The sequence below is a fragment of the Levilactobacillus andaensis genome, assembly GCF_016861695.1.
Lineage (GTDB): Bacteria > Bacillota > Bacilli > Lactobacillales > Lactobacillaceae > Levilactobacillus > Levilactobacillus andaensis.
In genome coordinates this window covers 1-22260 of the sequence record NZ_BOLP01000015.1, presented here as the reverse complement: position 1 = coordinate 22260, position 22260 = coordinate 1, and the positions used below count along the sequence as shown (strand labels likewise).

The 22260-nt window shown below is 47.9% G+C and carries 17 protein-coding genes; 14 read left to right on the top strand and 3 right to left on the bottom strand.

Features of this window, described 5'->3' with window-relative positions; translation table 11 throughout:
• The first annotated feature begins 431 nt into the window (after positions 1-431).
• From JUF10_RS10770 to JUF10_RS10740, 7 genes are all read left to right on the top strand, one after another.
• On the top strand, positions 432-1505 hold the full coding sequence (locus JUF10_RS10770) for a bifunctional glycosyltransferase family 2/GtrA family protein (protein ID WP_203642172.1): 1074 nt from the start codon (positions 432-434) through the stop codon (positions 1503-1505).
• On the top strand, positions 1498-3483 hold the full coding sequence (locus tag JUF10_RS10765) for a glycosyltransferase family 2 protein (protein WP_203642171.1): 1986 nt from the start codon (positions 1498-1500) through the stop codon (positions 3481-3483). The genes JUF10_RS10770 and JUF10_RS10765 overlap by 8 nt, the downstream gene beginning before the upstream one ends.
• 27 nt (positions 3484-3510) lie before the next feature.
• The gene (locus JUF10_RS10760) at positions 3511-5349 is read left to right on the top strand and encodes an ABC transporter permease (RefSeq protein WP_203642170.1); all 1839 of its coding nucleotides are present in this window, start codon (positions 3511-3513) and stop codon (positions 5347-5349) included.
• Positions 5350-5379: 30 nt separating this feature from the next.
• On the top strand, positions 5380-7218 hold the full coding sequence (locus JUF10_RS10755; protein ID WP_203642169.1) for an ABC transporter permease: 1839 nt from the start codon (positions 5380-5382) through the stop codon (positions 7216-7218).
• Between the two features lie 339 nt (positions 7219-7557).
• Entirely contained in the window at positions 7558-7983 is a 426-nt protein-coding gene (locus JUF10_RS10750; RefSeq protein WP_203642168.1) for an Hsp20/alpha crystallin family protein, read from the top strand.
• Between the two features lie 140 nt (positions 7984-8123).
• Complete coding sequence (gene mazE, locus JUF10_RS10745) at positions 8124-8345, top strand: type II toxin-antitoxin system PemI/MazE family antitoxin (protein ID WP_203642167.1); 222 nt, start codon at positions 8124-8126, stop codon at positions 8343-8345.
• Complete coding sequence (locus tag JUF10_RS10740) at positions 8345-8722, top strand: type II toxin-antitoxin system PemK/MazF family toxin (RefSeq protein WP_203642166.1); 378 nt, start codon at positions 8345-8347, stop codon at positions 8720-8722. The genes mazE and JUF10_RS10740 overlap by 1 nt, the downstream gene beginning before the upstream one ends.
• A gap of 69 nt (positions 8723-8791) precedes the next feature.
• Here JUF10_RS10740 and JUF10_RS10735 read toward each other — a convergent pair whose 3' ends face one another.
• Both JUF10_RS10735 and JUF10_RS10730 read right to left on the bottom strand, forming a co-directional pair.
• Positions 8792-9640: an aldo/keto reductase gene (locus tag JUF10_RS10735; RefSeq protein WP_203642165.1), complete on the bottom strand. Its 849-nt coding sequence runs from the start codon at positions 9638-9640 to the stop codon at positions 8792-8794.
• 80 nt (positions 9641-9720) lie between these two features.
• Positions 9721-9879, bottom strand: a complete 159-nt coding sequence (locus tag JUF10_RS10730; protein ID WP_203642164.1) for a hypothetical protein — start codon at positions 9877-9879, stop codon at positions 9721-9723.
• A 269-nt stretch (positions 9880-10148) separates the two neighbouring features.
• Between JUF10_RS10730 and JUF10_RS10725 the strand changes: the two genes are divergently transcribed.
• Both JUF10_RS10725 and JUF10_RS10720 read left to right on the top strand, forming a co-directional pair.
• Positions 10149-12488: a cation-translocating P-type ATPase gene (locus tag JUF10_RS10725; protein WP_203642163.1), complete on the top strand. Its 2340-nt coding sequence runs from the start codon at positions 10149-10151 to the stop codon at positions 12486-12488.
• 112 nt (positions 12489-12600) lie between these two features.
• Positions 12601-13125, top strand: coding sequence for a DUF1836 domain-containing protein (locus JUF10_RS10720; protein ID WP_203642162.1), 525 nt, complete (start codon positions 12601-12603; stop codon positions 13123-13125).
• 71 nt (positions 13126-13196) lie between these two features.
• Here the strand turns inward: JUF10_RS10720 and JUF10_RS10715 are convergent, their stop codons facing one another.
• The gene (locus JUF10_RS10715; RefSeq protein WP_203642161.1) at positions 13197-14990 is read right to left on the bottom strand and encodes a glycerophosphoryl diester phosphodiesterase membrane domain-containing protein; all 1794 of its coding nucleotides are present in this window, start codon (positions 14988-14990) and stop codon (positions 13197-13199) included.
• A 408-nt stretch (positions 14991-15398) separates the two neighbouring features.
• Between JUF10_RS10715 and adhE the strand changes: the two genes are divergently transcribed.
• The 5 genes from adhE to JUF10_RS10690 all read left to right on the top strand — a co-directional run bounded on the left by adhE (position 15399) and on the right by JUF10_RS10690 (position 22128).
• Entirely contained in the window at positions 15399-18017 is a 2619-nt protein-coding gene (gene adhE, locus JUF10_RS10710) for a bifunctional acetaldehyde-CoA/alcohol dehydrogenase (protein WP_203642160.1), read from the top strand.
• A 147-nt stretch (positions 18018-18164) separates the two neighbouring features.
• A complete protein-coding gene (locus JUF10_RS10705; RefSeq protein ID WP_203642159.1) occupies positions 18165-18902 on the top strand; it encodes an SDR family oxidoreductase in 738 nt (245 codons plus the stop codon).
• A gap of 567 nt (positions 18903-19469) precedes the next feature.
• Positions 19470-20093, top strand: a complete 624-nt coding sequence (gene apf / locus JUF10_RS10700) for an aggregation-promoting factor (RefSeq protein WP_203642158.1) — start codon at positions 19470-19472, stop codon at positions 20091-20093.
• Between the two features lie 828 nt (positions 20094-20921).
• Positions 20922-21557, top strand: a complete 636-nt coding sequence (gene apf / locus JUF10_RS10695; protein ID WP_203642157.1) for an aggregation-promoting factor — start codon at positions 20922-20924, stop codon at positions 21555-21557.
• Positions 21558-21780: 223 nt separating this feature from the next.
• Positions 21781-22128 (top strand): aggregation-promoting factor C-terminal-like domain-containing protein, encoded by a 348-nt coding sequence (locus tag JUF10_RS10690; RefSeq protein WP_203642156.1) that lies wholly within the window; start codon positions 21781-21783, stop codon positions 22126-22128.
• The last annotated feature ends 132 nt before the right edge of the window (positions 22129-22260 follow it).

Genomic DNA, 22260 nt, shown 5'->3' with positions numbered 1-22260 from the left:
ACTTGGAAATAAGAGTGAGTCGGAGATAATATCTCGGGCTCACTTTTTGGTTTCAACGGGTAATGGATAATAGTACCCCAGTCAATGATAAACACCACAGATAATATAGCGGTAATTATGTTTTGGGACGAGGGGTCAAGATTAGGAGTGTGGATGAAGTAACAACACGGGACCAAGCATCGTTTGTGCATGAAACCGTTGTCCCCAATAACGAGGTTAAAACTAGCTAATTAACCGATGATTCGGTATTAATTATAGAGGATTACTTACCTACCCAGTCTGCCGAGAGTGTCTAGAAACGTTAGGCGCTTTTAATATTTTGTTATAACATGTATGTAGACTTATATATGAAAAACAATTCTATTTTTATTTAGAATTAATTAACGAGGTTGAGTGTTTATATGGCGCCTCGGCTTTCAGGGGAAATAGATATGCAAACCTTTGGTGTACTCATTCCGGCACTTAATCCGGATCAAAAATTAATCGACCTGTTGCGCCAGTTACTGGTTAGCAACGGGCCAATTTCAACGATTCTCATAGTTGATGATGGGAGTAGCGCAGCGCATCAACTCATTTTTAAACAGATTGAAAGCATGCGCGACCCACGATTACATGTGTTACACCATGACCATAATCGGGGGAAGGGCGCAGCCTTAAAGACTGGCTTTCAATTTTATCTCGATCAAGCCACGCCGGTAACGGGGATTGCGACCATGGATTCCGATGGTCAGCATACGGTAGGCGCTCTGGAAAAATGTTTAGCGTTAGCCGAACAACGGCCCGGAGATTTGGTTATTGGTGCCCGTAAGTTTACGGAGGACATTCCGTTTCGGAGCCGGTTTGGTAACCTGTTGACGGATGGACTGGTCCGGCTGATTACGCACCAAACAATCAGCGATACGCAGACGGGCTTACGGGTTATTCCAATGAGCTACGTTCACCAGTTAGTTAGTTTTCCCGGTGAACGATTTGAATTTGAATTTGATATGTTACTTGAAGCCAAGAAGTATCACGTGACCATTAGCGAACGGCCGATTCCGACGATTTATCTCGATGGTAATTCGTCGTCTCATTTTCGGGTGATTCGGGATTCGGTTGCCATTTACTCACGGTTCCTGAAGTTTTCAGCGAGTGGCTTGATGTCGTTTTTAGTGGACATTGGTTTGTTCACTTTGCTAATGAGCCTGATTGGCAATCATTCTTTACGGACCATCATGGTGGCCACGGTGATTGCCCGATTGTTGTCGGCAATCGTCAATTATCTGTTGAATCGCCATATGGTGTTCGGCAATGCTGGCGAGCAGACACTGTTAAAGTATGGGGCGTTGCTGGCCGTTCAGACGGTCGCGTCCGGTTATCTGACGCACGCATTAACCGTTTTACTACCATTCGGTTCAGCACACTGGGCCCCAACAGTGGCGAAAATGTTAGGGGACTTCTGTTTATTCCTGATCAGTTACTACATTCAAAAGAATTTGATTTTCAAAGAGGGACAGCATGTCTAATAAGCGTCGAGCAGTTTACATTTTAGCCATCGTTTTATCGGTGATTTATTTATTGTGGCGGGTGTTCTTCACCATCCCGTGGCATGCTAATATTTTTACGCTAATTTTTGCGTTGCTTCTGGTTATTAGCGAAATTTTATCGAACTTTACCGGGTTCATTCTGATTTTTTTCCGGATGTTAGCCACCCGGAAGAAGCAAGACATTACCATTCCAGACTACGATCCGGAGCAAACGGTGCCCGATGTGGATTTGATTATTGTGACGCATAATGAAGATGTCGAACTCCTGCGTAAGACGGTGAATGCTGCCACGTTTATTGATTATCCAGATAAGAGCAAGGTACACGTCGTAATCTCGGATGACGGGAATCGGCCAGAGGTTAAGGCTTTGGCTGAGCATTATCACGTGACTTACTCTGGCGTGGTCGATAACAAACAAGCAAAATCAGGTAATATCAACAGCACGATGGATAAATTGGATTCCCCTTTATTTGTGATTTTTGATACGGATATGATTCCTTTTTCTGGCTTCTTAAATGCCACTGTTCCGTTGTTTCAGAAAAATTTCCGGGAATTAGAGGAAGATCCGGACAATACAGAGCCATTGGGTTTCGTGCAGACCCCACAAAGCTTTTACAACGCGGACATTTTTCAATTCAATTTGTTCTCTGAAAAAGTGATTCCTAACGAACAAGACTTCTTCTCCCGCGACGTTAATGTCCTCAATGGAGGCAATAAGCGGGCCTTATTTACGGGGTCTAACGCGGTCTTCTTACGGAAGGCCGTCGATGAGGTCGGGGGCTTTCCCACCGATACCATTACCGAGGACTTTGAGCTGGGAACCATGTTGAACATGGAAGGCTATATTAGCCTAGCCACGAAAGTGCCTGAATCTAGTGGAATTACACCAATTGACTTAAAAGGGGTCATTAAGCAGCGGACCCGGTGGGCACGAGGGGTTATTCAAAGCTGTCGGAACCTGCATATCTTTACGAACCCCAAACTTTCTTGGATCAACCGGCTAATTTTGATCAACACCTACTTTTACTGGTGGGCGTTCTTCCGGCGGATGGTGTACATTACCGCGCCAATTCTCTACGCGCTCTTTAAGATCCAAGTGGTTAATGCCAATTTCTGGGTCCTAATGGTTGTGTGGGCGCCAGGGTACTTTCTCTTACATTATGTGATGGGAGATACCTCAGGCATGCATGAAACGAACGGGAAGATTCGGAATGAACGTTGGGGTGAAGTGCAAGAAACCTTCTTTGCACCGTACCTCTTTATTCCAGTCTTACTAGAAACGCTGGGGATTAAAGCTAAGAAGTTTAAGGTGACGTCAAAGAACGTGACGATTTCTTTTAAGGACCGATTGTACATGCTCCCGTACCTTTTCCTTTGGGGGATTACCTTGATTTCCATTATTAAATTCAACTATGGGAAGTACGGTTCGGAAATCCTGGTTGGAAGTGTCATCACATTCTGGCTGTTAATGCACTTTATCAATTTGAGCATGTGTTTATTTATTGCTATGGGGCGCCGGGTCTACCGGAAAAACGAACGGTTTACGCGGCAGATCCCTGGTCAAGTCCGTCGTGACAAGACGTGGCATCCATTTACCACGGAAGATGTTTCCGAAGGTGGGATTGCCTTCACCATGCCAGAAGATAGCGGAATTGAGCTTAAGGAAGGCGACAAGACTGACTTGCAACTCGAGTATCGTCACGAAAAAATCATCTTGCATGGTAAGATTGCGCGGATCAGTCATCGCGGCAAACAAGCCATCTACAGTGCCATGGTTTCCGTTGAGCCAGATCGAAACCGGGATTATTATCTGCAACTGATCTACGACGGGGCGAACCAGACCTTGCCGCGGGTTCAGGACACTTGGATCACCCCATTTGATGAGCTCTATATGAACTTCATCGTCCGGGCGCAAGCGTTCGAACGTAACTTTGGCCGGCGATTCAACCGGTTCTAAATTTGAGAAGAGAGTGGGTGGCCAACCGTGTCTTGGCTGGGATTAGGACTATACGTGTTGGGATTGGTCGGCTATGGGGGAACCTTTCGCCGATTAGGGGTTAGTCCCTACCTCTCCTGGATCACAGCCATGCTGTTTCAGATTTTGGTGTTATATGGTTGCGCCATGGTGGGGGTCCTAAACACAGGCATTCAGTGGGTCACCTATGTCGGTATTGCGCTGTTTGGGTTATGGACCATTTTGAGTTTTTGGCGTAAAGCCCAACTACAATTCGAAGGAATTCACTTGTTTGATTTCTGGATGGTTGCGCTAGGATTGGCCATGGGTCAGGTGCTTTATCACAGTCCCTTAGTCCATTACGACAACTTTTCTCACTGGGCCGTCATGGTCAAATTCATGTTTTTCAGTGGCCGATTACCAGGAGCCGCGGATAAACTAATTTCCTTTACCTCCTACCCACCAGCAACTGCCTTGTACATCACCCAGGTTCTACATTGGACTGGCTTCAGTGAAGGAGCGATGTTACTCGCACAGTTCGCGTTGATCTGGGCCGCGGCCTATTCGGTCTTTGCTGTGTTGCGAGACCGGTCGCGAGCACTCATGGGAATGCTGCTCTGTCTGACGATTGCCATTTCGTTTGTTTTTAACATCGCTATTCGCTTGAACAACCTCCTAGTGGATTATGTATTGCCAATTTTGGCAGTGGCTGCGATTGCCGGTATCTGGGCTTATCGCAAACATCCGTGGGTACTGAGCGGGCACGTGGCACTCTTTGTAGCGGTGTTATTGCTGGTCAAAAACTCGGCAACATTCTTCGTAGTGGTTATCGGCGTCTACTTCTTGGTCACCTTGATTCAGAATAATCGGGAACACTGGTACGTGGCAACGCTCCGGATACCGATTCAGGCTGCATTGACGTTAGGACTGGCGGCAGTGCCGTTTCTCGTTTGGAACTGGCACGTGAAGACGACTTTTACCGTCTCCAAGCATGAAATTAGTTCGCAGGCCTATGCGAGCCAGTTGTCGGGTGAAAGTGCTAAGACGATTATGAAGATTTTTCACAAATTCCTTAGTCAGATTCTGAACCTAGGATCATTATCGACGCAGGGGATTTTACTGATCAACGTGATTCTAATCGGGGCCTGGGTCATGATTCACTTTGGCAGTCGGCAGAAAAATAATCTTTTCTGGGTTGCTATCATGCTCGATGTTATTTTCTTACTGTACTATGGGAGCCTGTTTGGCATGTACATTCTGTCCATGCCTTACGCTGAAGCCATTTTGTTGGATGGATTTGAGCGTTACATGGGGAGTACGGTGATTCTAAACCTCTACATTGGGGCGATGTTCCTGGTACGAGCCATGGATGGCGCCATGTACGAGCAGAACTTTCAAAAGCGAGATTCACGGTCGTTTGCGACAATTGTGACCAAGAATGCCTATCAGATTGGGACGTTGATCGTTGGCTTTTTCGCGATTACCATGATGTATTCGGAAATCACTGGGACCAAGTTTACCAATGAAATGAACCATAATACGTTGCCCTTGCAACTGCAGCAGGACTCGAAGCCATGGACGCATTTAAATCATAAAAAGATTTTGGTTGTCGATCCGCATGCCGGCGATGTTGCCGATTACTATGCCGGGTATGCGGCACGGTATTACTATTTTACGGACAAGGCAGTGGGGCAAGAAAACTTTATGGTCACGCCAGCTGTCTTTAAGCAGACCGTCCAAAGCTATCAATACGTGGTTATTCCGGAATATCACCGGACATTTACGAAACTGACGAAACGGGTTTATCACCAAAAGATCAAGACAGGGCTGTTCAAGGTCCATAAGCATTATTTGCAGCGACTACACTAGAAGCACAGTCGCTAGGAGAGAGGTGCCAGCTTGTCCTGGTTAGGACTACTACTAATTATTTTATCGTTGATGGGGTATAACGGCAGTATTCGCCGACTAGGGGTTAGCCCCTACCTCGCGTGGATTACGAGTATCTTAGTGCAGATTCTCCTGGATTATGTTTTTGCGATGCTAGGACTACTGCATTTAGGGCTCCGACTAGTAACCCTATTTGGTGTGTTGCTATTAGTCATTCGACTGATACTGGGTCACTATGGCAAGGGTGCTTTAAAGTTTGAAGGGGTTCATAGCTTTGATTTCTGGATGGTCAGTCTGGGACTAGTTATGGCGTATGAGCTGTACCATAGTCCGTTGGTGCACTACGATAATTTTTCCCATTGGGCGGTTATCGTCAAGTTTCTAACGTTTACGGGACGGCTTCCCGGTGCGCACGACGCGATTATTTCGTTTACGTCGTACCCACCGGCAACGGCGCTGTGGATTACTCAGATGGTGACGTGGACGGGATATAGTGAAGGGGCCATGCTGGTTGCCCAGTTTGGCTTGATCTGGGCGGCTTCCTATGCGGTTTTCAATGTTTTACGGGACCGGACCCGGGGACTGACGTCATTTATCTTGTGCCTGACTATCGCGGTCTCCTACGTCTTTAACATCAATATTCGGTTGAACAATTTACTGGTTGATTATGTGTTGCCAATCATTACGGTGGCCGGGTTAGTCGGTATCTATGTCTATCGAAAACAACCGTGGCATCTTAGTGCTCACGTGGCGATCTTCAGTGCGAGCCTTTTGCTAGTTAAGAATTCGGCGGCATTTTTCGTGGCTGTTTTGGCCGTTTATTTCTTATATGAATTGATTACGAATGCTCAAGGACACTGGTACTGGAAGCTGTTCAGTATCTCTGCTCGCTTTATAGTGACCTTGGTGGCGGCTTTGGCACCGTTCCTTTGGTGGGAGCGGCATGTCAAAACGACCTTTACGGAGTCTAAGCATGAAATCAGCGCACAGGCCTATTCCCACCAGTTATCAGGTGAAGGAACCTCGCACATTGTTAAGATCGGTGAGAAGTTTATACATCAGATTCTGAGTCTTAACTCGCTATCGACGCAGGGAATCATTTTAATCAATGTTATTCTGTTTGTTGCCTGGTTTATTATTCGTCATCGCAATCACCAGCGTAACCAGTTACTGGGGATGCTGATTTTACTGGACTTTGTCTTTATCCTCTATTACGGTAGTCTGTTTGGTATGTATATCTTGTCTATGCCGTATGCGGAAGCAATCGTGCTGGATGGTTTCGAACGGTACATGAGTAGTACGGTGATCCTGAACCTCTTTATTGGGGCAATGGTCCTTGTGCGCGCGCTGGATCGAACCTTTTACGAGCAGGACTTTAGCAAACGTGATCTGCGGGCTTTTAAGTCAATTGTGACGAAAAATGCTTATCAATTGGGAACCTTCCTGATGATTTTCTTTGCGATTATCATGATGTACTCGGAAATCAACGGGACGAAGTATACCAACATTTATAATCGAGGGACGCTACCCATTCAGCTGGATAAGACGTCGAAGCCGTGGACGAAGCTAAGCCATACGAAAATTCTGATTGTTGATCCGCACCCGGGAGATGTGGATAGTTATTATGCGGGTTACTTGGCTAATTACTATTACTTCACGGACAAAGCGGTCGGTCAGGAGAACTTTATGGAGTCGAAGTCAGACTTCAAGAAAAATGTTCTCCGTTATCAGTACGTCGTGATTCCTGAGTACCATCATACCTTTACGGTCATGGTGCGGAAGGTCTTCCATCAGCACGTCCGCACCGGATTATATAAGGTGGAACGGGACGGCTTGGAACGTAAACATTAAGCGTAATTTGGTCACTGTGGAGATAGTCTGCAGTGGCTATTTTTAGTGACTGAATAATGACAAGTAGAAGTTTACCATAGAAAATCGAACAAATGTTCATCTTTACAAAGGCTGAACACAACCTTTACGCGTTTGATATATTTTGATTTTATTTGACCTTTAATGTAAAAACTCAATTTATATTCGATACTGATTGTACACATCTAGATATAAATGCTGTAATGATAGCGTTTATATCCACGAATTAGCACTCTGAAATAGTGAGTGCTAATTGCTTGCATTTCTGACCAACGCTGACTATTATAGATAATGTAATCAAGCAGAAAGGGGTTATGAATTATGGCTAATGATGTTATGAACCGGAACTTTGATTTATTTGATCCAATGAATTTCTTCAATGAAGTGGGTAACTTGGGTCACGATATGTTTAGTGGCGATAGCAGTATGAAGACGGACGTGGTCGAACACGACAAAGACTACGTGGTCACGGCCGAATTGCCGGGCTTTAAGAAGGACGACATTCACGTCGACTACCGCGATGACACGTTACGTATTTCTGGTAAGGCTGAGGTCAACCAATCTGCTAAGGACGACGATGGCCGGGTCCTCCGTCAAGAGCGGAGCAGCCAAAACGTTGCGCGTTCCTTCTATCTCCCAGACATTGATTTGAAGAACGTTCAGGCAAAGTATGACGCCGGGGTTTTAACGCTGACCTTGCCAAAACAAACCAAAGTTGACGATAACCATGAAATCAGCATTGACTAACCTTAATAGGTAACGAAACGCCCACCCGAGATGTGTTCTTGGGTGGGCGTTTCTGTGTATTTTTTGGTGTTGAGAGCTGGTAATGGCTTTTGTCATTTATAGGTGTTACTATGTAATTACTTATTAGGGAGGAACTTAATATGAAGGCTAGAAAACAAGGAAATGCTTTAGTATTAAGCATTCCAGCTAAACTTGATGTAAAAGAGGGGACGGACTATATGGTTATGAAAGAGGCTGATGGTAGTCTGATCTTCACGCCAAAGGAGCCCAATATATTTACATCTAGGCTAATTAAGAAAGATGATTTGCGTCCAGAAAATGATGATTTGTTGGGAAGTCGTATTGGGCGGGAGGATATCTAATGTTTACTTATGATTTTCATGGCTATACACCACACCAAGGTGATTTAATCTTTGTAACGTTTGATCCATCCGTTGGCCGTGAAATTCAGAAGCGTCGACCTGCAATTGTAATTAGTTCTACGGTATTTAATCAAAGAACCGGTTATGTCACTGTATGCCCAATCACGAGTAAAATACGGACACAGGCTGGATATGTTGATCTTCATGCTAATCAGATTAAAGGTCAAATAAATGCAATTCAATTTCGAACGATTGATTTTATTGCTAAAGATCATGCAATCCAGTTTGTTGAGAAAGCTAACGCCGTTGATTTTATGAGAGTGGCGAAGATAGTCAATGATGGCTTAGGTTTCGATAGAGTTATTGGCAATATTTAAAACACAGTAAACACAAAAAAGCCATGTGAGCATCCAATTTGAGATGCTCACATGGCTTTTTATTGACAACTAGTACTGTTTCCCAGTCTCATAAACGATTTCCGGTTCGTTCCCAGTCCGCTCATTCTTATTCAACAGGTCGATCATGGTCATTTCGTCTTCGGCTAAGGAGAAGTCAAAAATATCGGCGTTCTCCTGAATCCGTTCCACGTGAGTCGACTTCGGAATTGGTAACAAACCGTGCTGGAGCTCCCAACGTAAGATGACTTGGGCAACCGTTTTGCCTTGGTGCTTAGCAATCTTAGCCAGCATCGGGTTGTCCAAAACGACACGCCGACCTAGAGGACTCCAGGCTTCCGTGACGATTTTTTGGTCGCGGTCGAAGTCGAGTAGCGCCTGCTGGTTCAAGTAGGGGTGGTATTCGACTTGGTTAACGACCGGCATCTCCTTGGCCTGCGTGGCGAGTAACTCTAGGTGAGCCATGGTGTAATTGGACACGCCAATCGACTTCACCTTGCCATCGGCCTTCAGTTGTTCCATGGCGCGCCAGGTGTCGAAGAAGTATTCATGGACTGGCCAATGAACCAATAAGAGGTCCAAATAGTCCGTCTGGAGCCGTTTCAGCGAGCCTTCAACGGCCTTCATCGTCCGGTCATAGCCCTGGACCACTTCGGCCACCTTACTGGTCAAAAAGAGGCCTTCGCGGGGTAAGCCGAGTTGATGCAGGGTTGGTCCGAGAATGTCTTCGTTGCGGTACATCATGGCCGTGTCGAACATCCGGTAGCCAGCGTTCCAAGCGGCGTCAATGGTGGTGTTCATGGTGTCTTGGTCGCCGATTAAATAGGTGCCGAAACCCATAACGGGCATGCGGTTGCCGTCGGCGAGTTCAATCGTATCCGTAATCTTGGTGGGTGTCATCGTGTGTTCCTCCTTGACGGCAAATGTCGTCAGCATAATAAGTCTAGTTTAGGCTAAATCCGCTAAAATGACAACGCTTTCTACCGGCGTTTGAATTGGTCGTAGAGGTTAACAGAAGCTTCGATCAACATGCCAAACGTCATGAGCCACATGGCGAGCATATCTTGGTGGGCTAACATACACCCAAGCAGAACTAAATAGAGGATAAATAGAATAACAGCTGATGATTTGTGATTCATGATGATTCCTCCCATGGATTAGTTTGGCCGATTTATCAGTCGAGATCGACAGACTTTCGGCTGGCAGATTGTGAAAATCAACGCACCTCCACGATGCGGACGTGAGCTGGTTTCTACAGTCTTCCTCATTTTAGTATAGCCGTTTCAGCGGTGACCGTTAAATCGGTAGCGATTCGCTTAAGGATAAAGAAAATCTGAACGGATTAAGGGAGCGCTACCAAAATATCTAGTACAATGGGGGTAACGAAACGGTAAAGGAGGCTGGTGTGATGGCAGACCGTTATTTACCACCGATTACTAGCGGATTGACGGCCGCTGAGGTCAAAGAACGAATCGCTGCGGGCCAACAGAATGACCCGTTACCGCCGCTGACTCGAAGTGTCAAACAAATATTTCGGGATAATTTATTAACCCTATTTAACTTGATCAACTTACTTCTGGGTGGACTGGTCTTGTTCACTGGAAGCTACAAAAACTTACTCTTTTTGGGCGTCGTCGTGGTCAACACGGGAATCGGTATTTTTCAGGAAATTCGGTCCAAACGCCAAGTCGACAAACTGGCCTTACTCTCGGAAGCCAACATTAACGTGCTCCGTGAGGGCCAGGTCGAGCCGCACCATCAAGACGCCATCGTCATGGATGACCTGCTGGAAATTGGCCGGGGTGACCAGTTGCCCGTGGACGGCCTGATTCGCGATACGCAGGGGATGGAGGTCGATGAATCCCAGATTACCGGGGAGTCAACGCCCATCATCAAGCAGACCGGTGACGAGCTGGTCTCCGGGAGCGTCATTCTCGGCGGCCGCGCCGTTGTACAGACAACGGCGGTTGGGAGCGGGAGTTTCGTCAAACAGTTGGCGCACTCAGCCAAGCAGAAACGCCGGACGGCCAGTCAACTGCTGACGATTATCAATCGAATTATTAAAGTGCTCACGTTTGCCATCATTCCACTAGGTGCCGCACTATTTATCTCGGCGATGATGCGCGGTCAGAGCCAAAACCGCGCGATTCTGGGGACCGTAGCCTCGATGGTCGGGATGATTCCAGAGGGGTTAGTCCTGCTGACATCTGTGGCACTGGCGGCGGGGGCATTTACCTTAGGGCGGCGACACGTCCTCGTGCGGGAACTGCCGGCCATTGAAGCGCTCGCTCGAGTCGATGTGTTGTGCCTAGATAAAACGGGGACTATCACCAACGGCCTCCTCCAATTGGAACGCGTTGAACCGCTCGCCCAGCAGTCGACCGACCAGCTCAATGCCATTCTGGCCGAACTGGTAGCTGCAACGGGTGATGACAACGAAACGGCCCAGGCCGTCCAGACGGCGCTCGGCACGCCAACGGTTGTCGCCGACACCATTTTGCCATTTTCTTCTGGTCGTAAATGGAGCGGGGCGGCCTTTGACCAGCATGCGTACGTCATGGGCGCGCCGGAGTTCATCTTTGATACGGTGCCAACCGATGTTAAACAGCGAATCCAAACGCTGGCAGCGCAAGGTTACCGGGTACTGCTCCTGGCCGAAGTCGATGAGCTGACGACACCACGGCCGACGAATCCGCGAGCAATCGGACTGCTGTTGATTACCGACGAGTTGCGGCCGCGGGCCAAGGATACGTTTAGTTTCTTTGCCAATCAGGACGTCGCGTTGAAGGTCATCTCCGGGGATAACCCCGTCACGGTCGCCAGCATTGCCGAGCGTGCCGGAATCGCCGGTGCCAAGCAGTTGGTCGACATGAGTCAGGTGGGCGCTGAACCGAACTACGACCGCCTTGTCAGTGAGAATAACGTGTTTGGTCGGGTCACACCCCAACAGAAGGAACAACTCATTAAAGCCTATCAGCGCGCCGGTCATACGGTGGCAATGACCGGAGACGGGGTCAACGACCTGCTGGCCCTGCGCCAAGCCGACTGTAGCATTGCCATGGCGTCCGGGAGTGAGGCGACCAAGAGTCTGGCCGATTTCGTGCTGGTCGACTCGAACTTCGATGCGATGATTAACGTCCTTAATGAGGGGCGCCGGGTCATCAATAACATCGAGCGGGTCGCGTCCCTATTTCTGATCAAGACGATGTATTCGGTCGTTTTGACGCTGATCTTTATCTTCATGACGCGGAGTTATCCGTTCGAGCCAATTCAACTGACGCCCATCTCATCGCTAATGGTCGGAATCCCCACGTTCTTCCTGGCCCTGCAGCCCAACTACGCCCGTATTACGGGGCGGTTCATGCAACAAGTCATGGAGATCGCCGCGCCGGCCGCGGTCTGCGTAGTCGGCTACATCCTAGTTATCATGGCGTTGGGGACGCAGTTTAGCCTGAGCTTTGCAACGACATCGACGTTGAGCGTTCTGCTGACCGGGATGATCAGTTTAAATGCGTTGCTGATGGTTGCGCGGCCACTGAACCGCTTTAAGATTGCGTTGGTGGCCGTTATGGCGGGGCTGTTTGCCGTTATTTTCCTGTTTTTTGGTCCGATTTTCTCTTTGGTCAACCTGCTGAATTGGAAATTAGCGTTGTTATATCTACCACTGATGGCAAGCGTCGTGCCCGTCTTTATCGTGGTGCAGGACATCTTGGGGCACCGAATCCTCAGTCGAATTCGTTGGCGTTAACCCGTTACTGGTCTTTTCACTAGGTGAATTCCCAGAATTATTTCTTAGCTAGTCACTAAGACTAGATTCTATGCTATAATCGGAGGTAGAAACGGAAGGGTAGGGAAGTAACATGGCTGATTTTAATCAATACACCCGCTGGGAACATCAGATGCATGGCGTCAGACTCCCACGTTGGGACGACTTACCGAAGTTTGACCTCTACATGGACCAGGTCACGGCGCTGATCAACGATGTGCTGGGACCGCTGGGAATCGACACGATTACACCGGCAATGATCAATAATTATGTGAAACACAACGTCATTTTGGCACCCGTTAAGAAGAAATATCAGACCATGCAGCTGACGGATATTTTGATGATCAGCCTTCTCAAGCCCATGTTCCAAACGGATACGGTCCGTTCGGGAATCGACCAGATCACGGCTGGCGACTATCCGAAGCAGGCCTATGACAACTTTGTCAGTCAGTTAGAGGACCGCCTCCACCATCTCGGCGAGGAACAGGTCCAACCGGCGGCGAAGGACTTAAACGAAAAGTTGATGCAGGTGGCTGTTGACGCGGTGGTTGCCCGGCTACAGTCGGAGAAACTGCTGCATTTGATCAAGCGGCCATTACGAAAAATCGAAAAGAAATAACGTTATTGAAAATTTTAGAGAGCACCAAAAAACGGCGGCACAATTAAATTTGTGTCGTCGTTTTCATATGTTTATTGGGTTTGAGTCTCCAGCGACAAATCATTCATAAACGTCAGCAGTAAGTTGGCATAGCTCGGATGATCCGTGTTGTCCTTGATTTCCTGTTGAATCAGGTGCAGATTGTTCGTGATGACGCCATTGACCCCCATGAACATCATTTGGTCCATGGTTGTAATGTCATCGATGTCCCAAGCGTAGACCTTCTTGTGTTCGCGGTCGGCTTGGTTGATAAATGAATCGTTGAGGGTCGTCGACTCCATGGTATAGGCGTTAGCGCGGGTGTGCGGGAACGTCAGGTTATACGGCAAGATGTAGCTGACGAACAAGTTTGGGTGCTCCTTTTTCAGCCGATTCATGATGGAATAGCTCAGGGTGTGGACCTGTTCGTGGTTGTCGATGATTCGCTGGCCGAACTGCCGGTAGAACCGTTCGGGGAGGTCCTTGGTGTCGGCCCCACCAGTCTTGATTTCAATCAGCAGTTTTTGATGATGGGCAATGGCCGTATTGAGGTACTGATTAAAGCTAGGAATCTTCGCCTGGTAGCCGTTCTCCGTGACGGTGACCTTGGTCAATTGCGCTAGGGTCATCTTGGAGACGCTCCGTTTCAGGTTCGCCAGAGTCTTCAGCGTGGCATCGTGCATCACGACAAATTGGTGGTCCTTGGTCATGCGGATATCCATTTCAACGTAGTCGGGCTTTTCCCTGCTGGTCTTGATCATGGCGGGAATGGTATTTTGAACGCCATTGCCGTTATCCACACCACGGTGGGCGATGGTGAGCGGCTTGCTCATGGCGAGACCATTTAGAAAGACCAGGTTGAACCCAACCAGTGCGGCGCTGATGACGGTCAACCCGCCGATGATCAGGATGCGGGTCCGCAAGCGCGTTTTCGCCGGTTCACGGAAGCTAAAGAGCATGGATGGCGCCAGTCGATGGGTATCGTGGCTACTCAGGATGATCATCATGAAGATGACAGTGGAGTAGCACACGATAAATTCCGTAATGACTTCCATGAGAAACAGGTTGACGGTCGCGGCCGCCAATGCGATCCCCGTCTTATCGAAAAGCACTTGGCCGAGGTAGAGGGCGGCATAGATGACGGCAATCGCAATGCTGACCATGACCAGCGTGAGCAAGATACGACTCAGGTAGCGCCAGAAATGCCGGCGCGTACGTTGCCAACTCAAGCGAATCGCCTCGCGACTATGCAGGTGGTCGATCATCATGAGTGGAAGTACCGCAATCAAGCGAATCCCCAAGTAGGCCGCGCCAACGTAGAAGAGCCCGAGCAATACGGCGAACAGGTTATTATCCGTTAGGTAGCTGACAATGAATGAGGGAATCCGCGCCTTGTTGAGCAGTGGCGTGGTGAACAGGATGCTGCCAAATGGCATGATGACAATAAAGTAGCCAATAAAGAAGAGAAACGTACTGGGTGAGGCCCCGGCGATACTACGGAAGGTGTCGCCTAGAACATCGCGGGAAGTTTGCGGCCGGCCCCGTTTGATATTCGTGATTCCTAATAGGAGGTAAGCGAATTGCCAGTAGATCAGGGTGATCACGGCTAACAGGATCAGGAGTAGCCCGATGATGGCCAGGGGATGACTCACGATGATGCTACCGATATTGGTGTAGGACACGTAAGGCACGTGTTGCCAAGCCATGAGTTCGGCGGTGAGCCAGGTGAAGACGGGGACCGCGAGATAGCTGATGACAAGGTTGGTGACGAAGACTAGGGTGACGTAACTCCCCCAGTGTTGGAAAAAGTGGCGAGTCGATTCCCGCCAGAACTGCCAAGTCTGCACAGTTCTCAACTCCTCTCAAAGTAAGGTTGATATGTAGGGTTTAGTGTCGCTTGAGAAATCCATACCTTACTTTAGCATAATCTCGCGCTTAATTTTGAAAAAATACTTGTGGGGAGATAATCGGTGAACTAAATTTCACTTCCTGAAAATAGTTTAGGAGGATTATGAAAATGAAAGCGTTCGTTAGTGATAGTATTCACACTAGAAAAATAATTTTAAAAAGTTTTTGAATTTGTGTTAGCGCTTACAACAAGGGTGGCTGTAAGTTGTGCTATTATTGAGTTTAACTACCAAGCTAACCAATTGTGATGTTTTTAACATTTACGGCTTGCAAACTTTTTCAAATATGATAATATGAAACTCGTGAAGAAGTTAACAAGAGTGTTTTCAAAAAATGGAGGCATAAGAATGTTAAAGAACGTGAAAGAAAATTCAAAAGCAACTCCCAAAGAAACGACAGAAACCGTTGACCAAATGATCGACCGGTTAACGGCTAAAGCCCACGACGCCCTTTGCGCCATGGATGATTTTAACCAAGAAAAAGTTGATCACATCGTCCACCAGATGGCCATTGCTGGTTTGGACCAACACATGGCATTAGCCAAGGCCGCTTTCGAAGAAACTGGTCGGGGTGTTATGGAAGATAAAGCCATCAAGAACATGTTTGCGACCGAAGAAATTTGGCACACCATCAAGAAGGATAAAACGGTTGGTATCATTAAAGATGACCGTGAACGTCAATTGATCACGGTAGCCGAACCTCTGGGTATCTTGGCCGGGGTCACCCCAGTGACGAACCCAACGTCAACCACGCTGTTCAAGTCCTTGATCGCTGTGAAGACGCGGAACCCAATCATCTTTGCCTTCCATCCACAAGCACAAAAGTCATCCGTGATGGCCGCTAAGGTTGTTCGCGACGCTGCGATTGCTGCCGGTGCGCCTGAAGGGGTCATCCAATGGATCGAAAAGCCTAGCCTAGAAGCCACGACTGCGTTGATGAACCACCCAATGGTTGCCAGTGTCTTGGCTACCGGTGGTCCTGGCATGGTCAAGGCCGCTTACTCAACTGGGAAGCCAGCCTTGGGTGTTGGTCCTGGTAACGGTCCAGCTTACATTGAAAAGACGGCCAACATCAAGCGGGCCGTTTACGACATCGTGCTTTCCAAGACGTTTGATAACGGGATGGTCTGCGCTTCAGAAAACAGTGCCGTTATCGACCACGAAATCTACGCTGACGTGAAGAAAGAAATGGAAGCCCGCGGCGTCTTCTTTATTAAGAAGAGCGACGAAAAGGCCTTAGCCGATGCTATGTTCGTGCCAAATGGCGGGGTCAAGGGACCAATCGCCGGGATGTCCGCTCAAAAGATTGCTGACTTAGCTGGCATCAAGGTCCCAGAAACGACCAAGGTCTTGGCTGCCGAAATCACTGGTGTTGGGCCAAAGTACCCACTCTCTCGTGAAAAGTTATCACCAGTTCTGTCCGTCTACAAGGCTAAGAGCCAAGAAGACGCGTTCAAGCTTTGTGATGAACTGCTTCACTTTGGTGGTCTGGGTCATACGGCCGGCATTCACACCATGAACGACGACTTGGCAACCGAATTTGGGATCAAGATGAAGGCCAGCCGGGTCTTAGTCAATACCCCTTCCGCTATCGGTGGGATTGGGAACATCTACAACGAAATGGTGCCATCATTGACGTTGGGAACTGGTTCATGGGGTAAGAACTCCGTGTCCCACAACGTTTCCTCATTTGACCTGTTGAACATCAAAACGATTGCAAAGCGGCGAAATAACATGCAGTGGATTAAATTACCTCGAGTTTACTTTGAAAAGACATCTGTCCGTTACTTAGACGATATGCCTGGCGTTAAGCGGGTCTTCCTGGTCACCGATCCAGCCATGGTTGAATTGGGCTACATCGATACGGTCTTGAACGAATTGAAGCGTCAACCAAACGGGATCGAATACTCCCTGTTCTCCGACGTTGAGCCTGACCCAACGACTGATACGGTCAACCGGGGTGTCGCTCAGATGCGGACCTTCAAGCCAGATACCATTGTGGCCTTAGGTGGGGGTTCTGCGATGGACGCCGCCAAGAACATGTGGTTATTCTACGAAGATCCTGAAGCTAGCTTCTTTGGCGCCAAGCAGAAGTTCTTGGACATTCGGAAGCGGGCTTACAAGTTCAACAAGCCACACAAGGCACAATTCGTTGCCATTCCAACGACGTCTGGGACTGGTTCCGAAGTTACCCCATTCGCTGTTATCACGGATTCCAAGACCCACGTGAAGTACCCACTGGCCGACTACGCTTTGACGCCTGATGTGGCTATCGTGGACTCACAATTTATCGAAACGGTTCCGAAGCGCACGGTTGCTTACTCTGGCCTGGACGTTTTAACCCATGCCATCGAATCCTACGTGTCCAACATGGCTTCCGATTACACGCGGCCATGGTCGTTACAAGCGATTAAATTGGTTATGGACAACCTGACGAACTCTTACAACGGCGACATTACTGCCCGCGAAGAGATGCACAACGCCTCGACGTTAGCCGGGATGGCATTTGCCAACGCCTTCCTCGGGGTCGACCACTCGATCGCCCACAAACTGGGTGGGGAATTCGGCTTGCCTCATGGTTTAGCCATTGCCATCACCTTGCCACACGTTATCCGGTACAACTTCAAGGAACCAACGAAGCTGTCCATGTGGCCTAAGTACGAATCCTTCAGAGCCGATGAAGACTACGCCCAAATCGCGCGGTACCTCGGTTTGCCAGGGACGACTAAGGAAGAGCTGAAGGAAGCTCTCGTCAAGAAGATCATTGACTTGGCTCACTCCGTTGACGTGACGTTGAGCTTGAAGGCCAACGGTGTCGACAAGGCCCACTTCGACAAGGTCGTTGACCACTTAGCCGAATTAGCCTTCGAAGATCAATGCACGACGGCTAACCCCAAGGAACCATTAGTTTCAGAATTGAAGCAGATCATGTTAGATGAATACGACGGGAAGAACGTTGAAAAATAACGTTTGACCGGAAGCGACCGCTCAGGGATGGGGGGTCGCTTTTTTGTGGGTAAACGGAAAATATTACCTATATGGAAAACAAGTTGCCAAATAAGAATCAAGGGGTATCATAGAAGGTATCAGAACTGAATTGGAGGAAATTTCAAAATGACGAAAAAGGTTGTTGTTATCACGGGTGCTTCCAGTGGAATTGGTGAAGCTACGGCGAAGAAATTGGCTGCTGCCGGGAACCAATTGGTTTTAGGCGCGCGGCGTGAATCACGGCTACAAGAAATTGTTGCGGCTATTGAACAGGCCGGTGGCGAAGCCGTTTATGCGGTAACTGACGTGACGTCTAGCGACAGCGTGAAGGCTTTAGCCCAAAAGGCTGTGGACACTTACGGTCGTATCGACGTGTGGATGAGCAATGCTGGGTTGATGCCCCAATCCGAATTGATCCAAGGCCGGACTGAAGACTGGGATCGAATGATCGACGTCAACATCAAGGGTGTCTTGTATGGGATCGCTGCGGCCTTACCAATCATGCGGGCGCAGAAGAGCGGTCAATTTATCAATACGGCTTCCGTTGCGGGTCATGCCGTGCACCCAGCAAGTAGCGTCTACAGCGCCACGAAGTACGCGGTCCGGGCGATTAGCGAAGGCTTACGTCAAGAAGAAGCCATTGCCGGCAGTAACGTGCGGGTCACGGTCGTTTCACCGGGGATGGTCGCTACCGAATTGACCAACCACATCACGGACGCAGCCACCAAGGATCGTTTGGAACATGCTTGGGCCGATAACGCCATCAGCCCCGAAGAAGTTGCGGATTCCATCTTATTTGCCGTGAACTTACCAGAAAATACCAGCATGAACGAACTGGTTATCCGGCCAACGAGTCAAAAGTAGGCTGTATTTCAGCCTGGACAATGGTTTTGACGATTATTGAGGGTAAAAACAAATGGGTTTCTACTATAGTATAGACACGTTTTGATTGACCGGAAATTAGGAACCCGTTTAGCCTGACTGGATAATCGCCAATTTCCGAACGAAGCTAGGCGACTATTTTGGGAATTCGGGGGACAATCCACCTCAAGAGGAGTTGAAATTTAGGCTGATTTAATCCCTAAAATTGATTAAAAATGATCCGTCATCGAGAGCGATGGCGGATTTTTTGACGTTGTTTTCAGTAAATTTGGCACAAAAAGGTCAAATTATCATCGAATTTTCATTAAATATGACAAATTTTACAGCATATTCGGTGCAAAACACACGGAAATTGACCCCGCATTTTCGCTAAAAAGGGTAAAAATGGGGCTAAAAAAGCGTTTTATATGACAACAGCGTAACAAATATTACGGAATGTCATACTGTAATATTTTTCTTAATACTGGCGTAACCTAACATCAATCTGAATGACATACCCATCGGTTATTCTAATAGCCGTTAAGCAAACAAAGGAGGACATTCATTTCTATGAATATCAAAAAAGCTTTAGTTACGACTCTTGGGACGGTTGCCGTTGTCGGTGCCGGTCTCTTCGCCACGAACGAAACGGCAAACGCCGATGTTAAGGTTACGGTCAAGCAGGGGGATTCTGTTTGGTCATTAGCTAACAAGTACGACTCATCCGTTAAGGCTATCGAAAAGTCTAACAACTTGAGCAACGCTAGCTTAATCTTTGTCGGTCAAACGTTGAACGTGCCGAACAGCACCCAAGCTACTCAGTACAGCTCTTCATCTGCTTCAGTTGCTAAGCAAAACTACAGCAACTCTGCTAGCCAGTCAACGACTAGTCAAAGCAGCAACAACACTAACTACAACACGACTTCTAACTATACCAGCAGTAACACCACTGCTTCTACTGGCGTTTCTGGTTCTGAAGCCAGTGCCAAGGCATGGATCGCCAACAAGGAATCTGGCGGTTCATACTCTGCTACCAACGGCCAATACGTTGGTAAGTACCAATTGAGCTCTTCCTACTTGAATGGTGACTACTCAGCCGCCAACCAAGAAAAGGTTGCTAACGCATACGTAGCTTCCCGTTACGGTTCATGGTCAGCAGCACAATCCTTCTGGCAAGCAAACGGCTGGTACTAAACTAGTTTAGTAAAGCCAATTTACGTTTAAATTCAAGTAACGCCTCCGGATGCAGGTCTGGGGGCGTTTTTTGTATAGAGAGTGGAGCGGGGCGCTTAGGTTCTGAGCATTAACGGGAACAATTCTTCTGTTCGGCTGTGCCGAGCAGGAGATTTGTTCTTGTTAAGCGCAGGAACCTGCCCTGCGGAACTCGTTTCAGAAGTTGCCAGTATCGGGACCTAAAGGCGAGAGCAAGACCAAGGTTTGAGTCAGAATAGTTTTGAAGAACAAAGTCCCGGTGCTTATTGGGGTTAAGCGGAGGGAGTTGCCCTGTGGAGCACGTTTCGGCGGTTGCCAGTATCGGGATTTCAGGGCGAGAGCAAGCCCAAGGGAAGCAAAGTGGTCGAGCATGATGGTCCAGTTTACCTACCAATATAGTAAGAACCACGCAGCGTGAGGCCATTGATCTAGCAAATTCTCCTAGTTTCTACCACTCAAAAGAACAAAAATTTTCACGCAAAAGCACCTACTAAACAAGCCTAAATCCTCAAATCCCAATAAAATCGGTAAGTCCCCACTAACTTTTGAAAAATTAATCACTCCCCAAAGAAGGCAATTTTAGCCAAATCATTCGAGTAATCTCTTCTTTACCCGCAGTCGTGAATAGATTAGGCGGTAAATGTTTCAGTGTTATTAACCACATTACGGTTTGTCATTTAAGCCAGTTTTTCTTAATCAGGGTGTAACGTCCTGACAACTCTGATGTAACGTCCACAGGTTATGATAGGTCTCGTTAAGTAATTGATAGACAAAAAAGCTTCACTAATCAAAAGGAGGACGTTCATTTTTATGAATATCAAAAAAGTTTTAGTTTCTACGTTAGGTACTGCCGCTGTGTTAGGTGCTGGGTTCTTTGCCAACACCACTTCCGCTAACGCCGACGTCCGGGTAACGGTGAAGTCGGGAGACACAGTCGCTAAAATTGCTAACCAATACAAATCAAGTGTTTCGGCCATTGAAAAGGCCAACAGCTTAAAGAATGTTAACTTAATCTATGTCGGCGAATCATTGACGATTCCAGATTCAACCACGTCAACGGCGACTGCCGCTACTACGAACAACTCAGCAACGACTAGCTCAACGCAGACAACGAACAATTACAGCAGCCAAAAGAGCACCGGGATGAGCACGTACAGTGGTCAATCCACTTCTGCGTCTACTGGGACCTCAACGAGCGCTACCACGTCAGCAGCGACGTCTAGCTCAACTTCTTCAGCGAAGTCATGGATTGCCAACAAGGAATCTGGCGGCTCTTACACGGCCTCTAACGGGAATTACTACGGTAAGTATCAACTGACCAAGTCTCTTTTGAATGGGGACTATTCAGCTGCTAATCAGGAAAAGGTTGCCAACAACTACGTGACCTCACGTTACGGGTCATGGGCCGCTGCTAAGTCCTTCTGGCAAGCAAACGGCTGGTACTAAACCGACTAGTTTAACCGGTTTGGCAAGTTAGCTAAAAAATATAATAATGAAACGACGGTGTTTCCTCTGCGGAGGACCGTCGTTTTTTGCTGGTTTAAAGCGCTTTTTGACCCCATTCAGGAAGAAGTGGGGTGGGCTGTCACGGTTCTGTAACATTCGGACAACTAGACTGTAACCTGGAAAGGTTATGATATTCTTAATAAATCCGTTAGGGGGAACCACGTTGAAGCTCAAGACATTCTTTATGGTTATCGTCATGGTTGTTTCCATGGCTCTACCTAGCGCCACCGGTGTGATTAGCACTACGACAGCAGATGCCAGCGTGAAGTACGTTTGCACGTTGACTAAGAAAGAAAAGCGCGCCAAGGCTTGGATCGCCAGAAAAGAGTCTGGTGGCAACTACCGCGCACGTAACGGTCGCTATTACGGTAAGTATCAACTGACCGTTTCGATGTTGCACGGTGACTACAGCAAGTCGAACCAAGAAAAAACGGCTGACAACTATGCCCACAATCGTTATGGGTCATGGCAACGAGCTAAGAGTCATTGGCTCGGCTACGGCTGGTTCTAAATTTAAAACTGACAGGTCTGTGATGAAAATTCTCGGGCCTTTTTTGTTGTTTATAACGGCTCTTTGTCAACGGGTGTTGATGAGGGGAATTTGAGAGGTTCAATTCATTTTCGAATTGGGCCTCTTTTTTGA

Excerpts from the sequence above, each read along its gene's own strand:
- JUF10_RS10770 (WP_203642172.1), top strand. The coding sequence starts at position 432 with ATGCAAACCTTTGGTGTACTCATTCCGGCACTTAATCCGGATCAAAAA.
- JUF10_RS10765 (WP_203642171.1), top strand. The coding sequence starts at position 1,498 with ATGTCTAATAAGCGTCGAGCAGTTTACATTTTAGCCATCGTTTTATCG.
- JUF10_RS10750 (WP_203642168.1), top strand. The coding sequence starts at position 7,558 with ATGGCTAATGATGTTATGAACCGGAACTTTGATTTATTTGATCCAATG.
- mazE (WP_203642167.1), top strand. The coding sequence starts at position 8,124 with ATGAAGGCTAGAAAACAAGGAAATGCTTTAGTATTAAGCATTCCAGCT.
- JUF10_RS10740 (WP_203642166.1), top strand. The coding sequence starts at position 8,345 with ATGTTTACTTATGATTTTCATGGCTATACACCACACCAAGGTGATTTA.
- JUF10_RS10735 (WP_203642165.1), bottom strand. The coding sequence starts at position 9,640 with ATGACACCCACCAAGATTACGGATACGATTGAACTCGCCGACGGCAAC.
- JUF10_RS10730 (WP_203642164.1), bottom strand. The coding sequence starts at position 9,879 with ATGAATCACAAATCATCAGCTGTTATTCTATTTATCCTCTATTTAGTT.
- JUF10_RS10725 (WP_203642163.1), top strand. The coding sequence starts at position 10,149 with ATGGCAGACCGTTATTTACCACCGATTACTAGCGGATTGACGGCCGCT.
- JUF10_RS10720 (WP_203642162.1), top strand. The coding sequence starts at position 12,601 with ATGGCTGATTTTAATCAATACACCCGCTGGGAACATCAGATGCATGGC.
- adhE (WP_203642160.1), top strand. The coding sequence starts at position 15,399 with ATGTTAAAGAACGTGAAAGAAAATTCAAAAGCAACTCCCAAAGAAACG.
- JUF10_RS10705 (WP_203642159.1), top strand. The coding sequence starts at position 18,165 with ATGACGAAAAAGGTTGTTGTTATCACGGGTGCTTCCAGTGGAATTGGT.
- apf (WP_203642158.1), top strand. The coding sequence starts at position 19,470 with ATGAATATCAAAAAAGCTTTAGTTACGACTCTTGGGACGGTTGCCGTT.
- apf (WP_203642157.1), top strand. The coding sequence starts at position 20,922 with ATGAATATCAAAAAAGTTTTAGTTTCTACGTTAGGTACTGCCGCTGTG.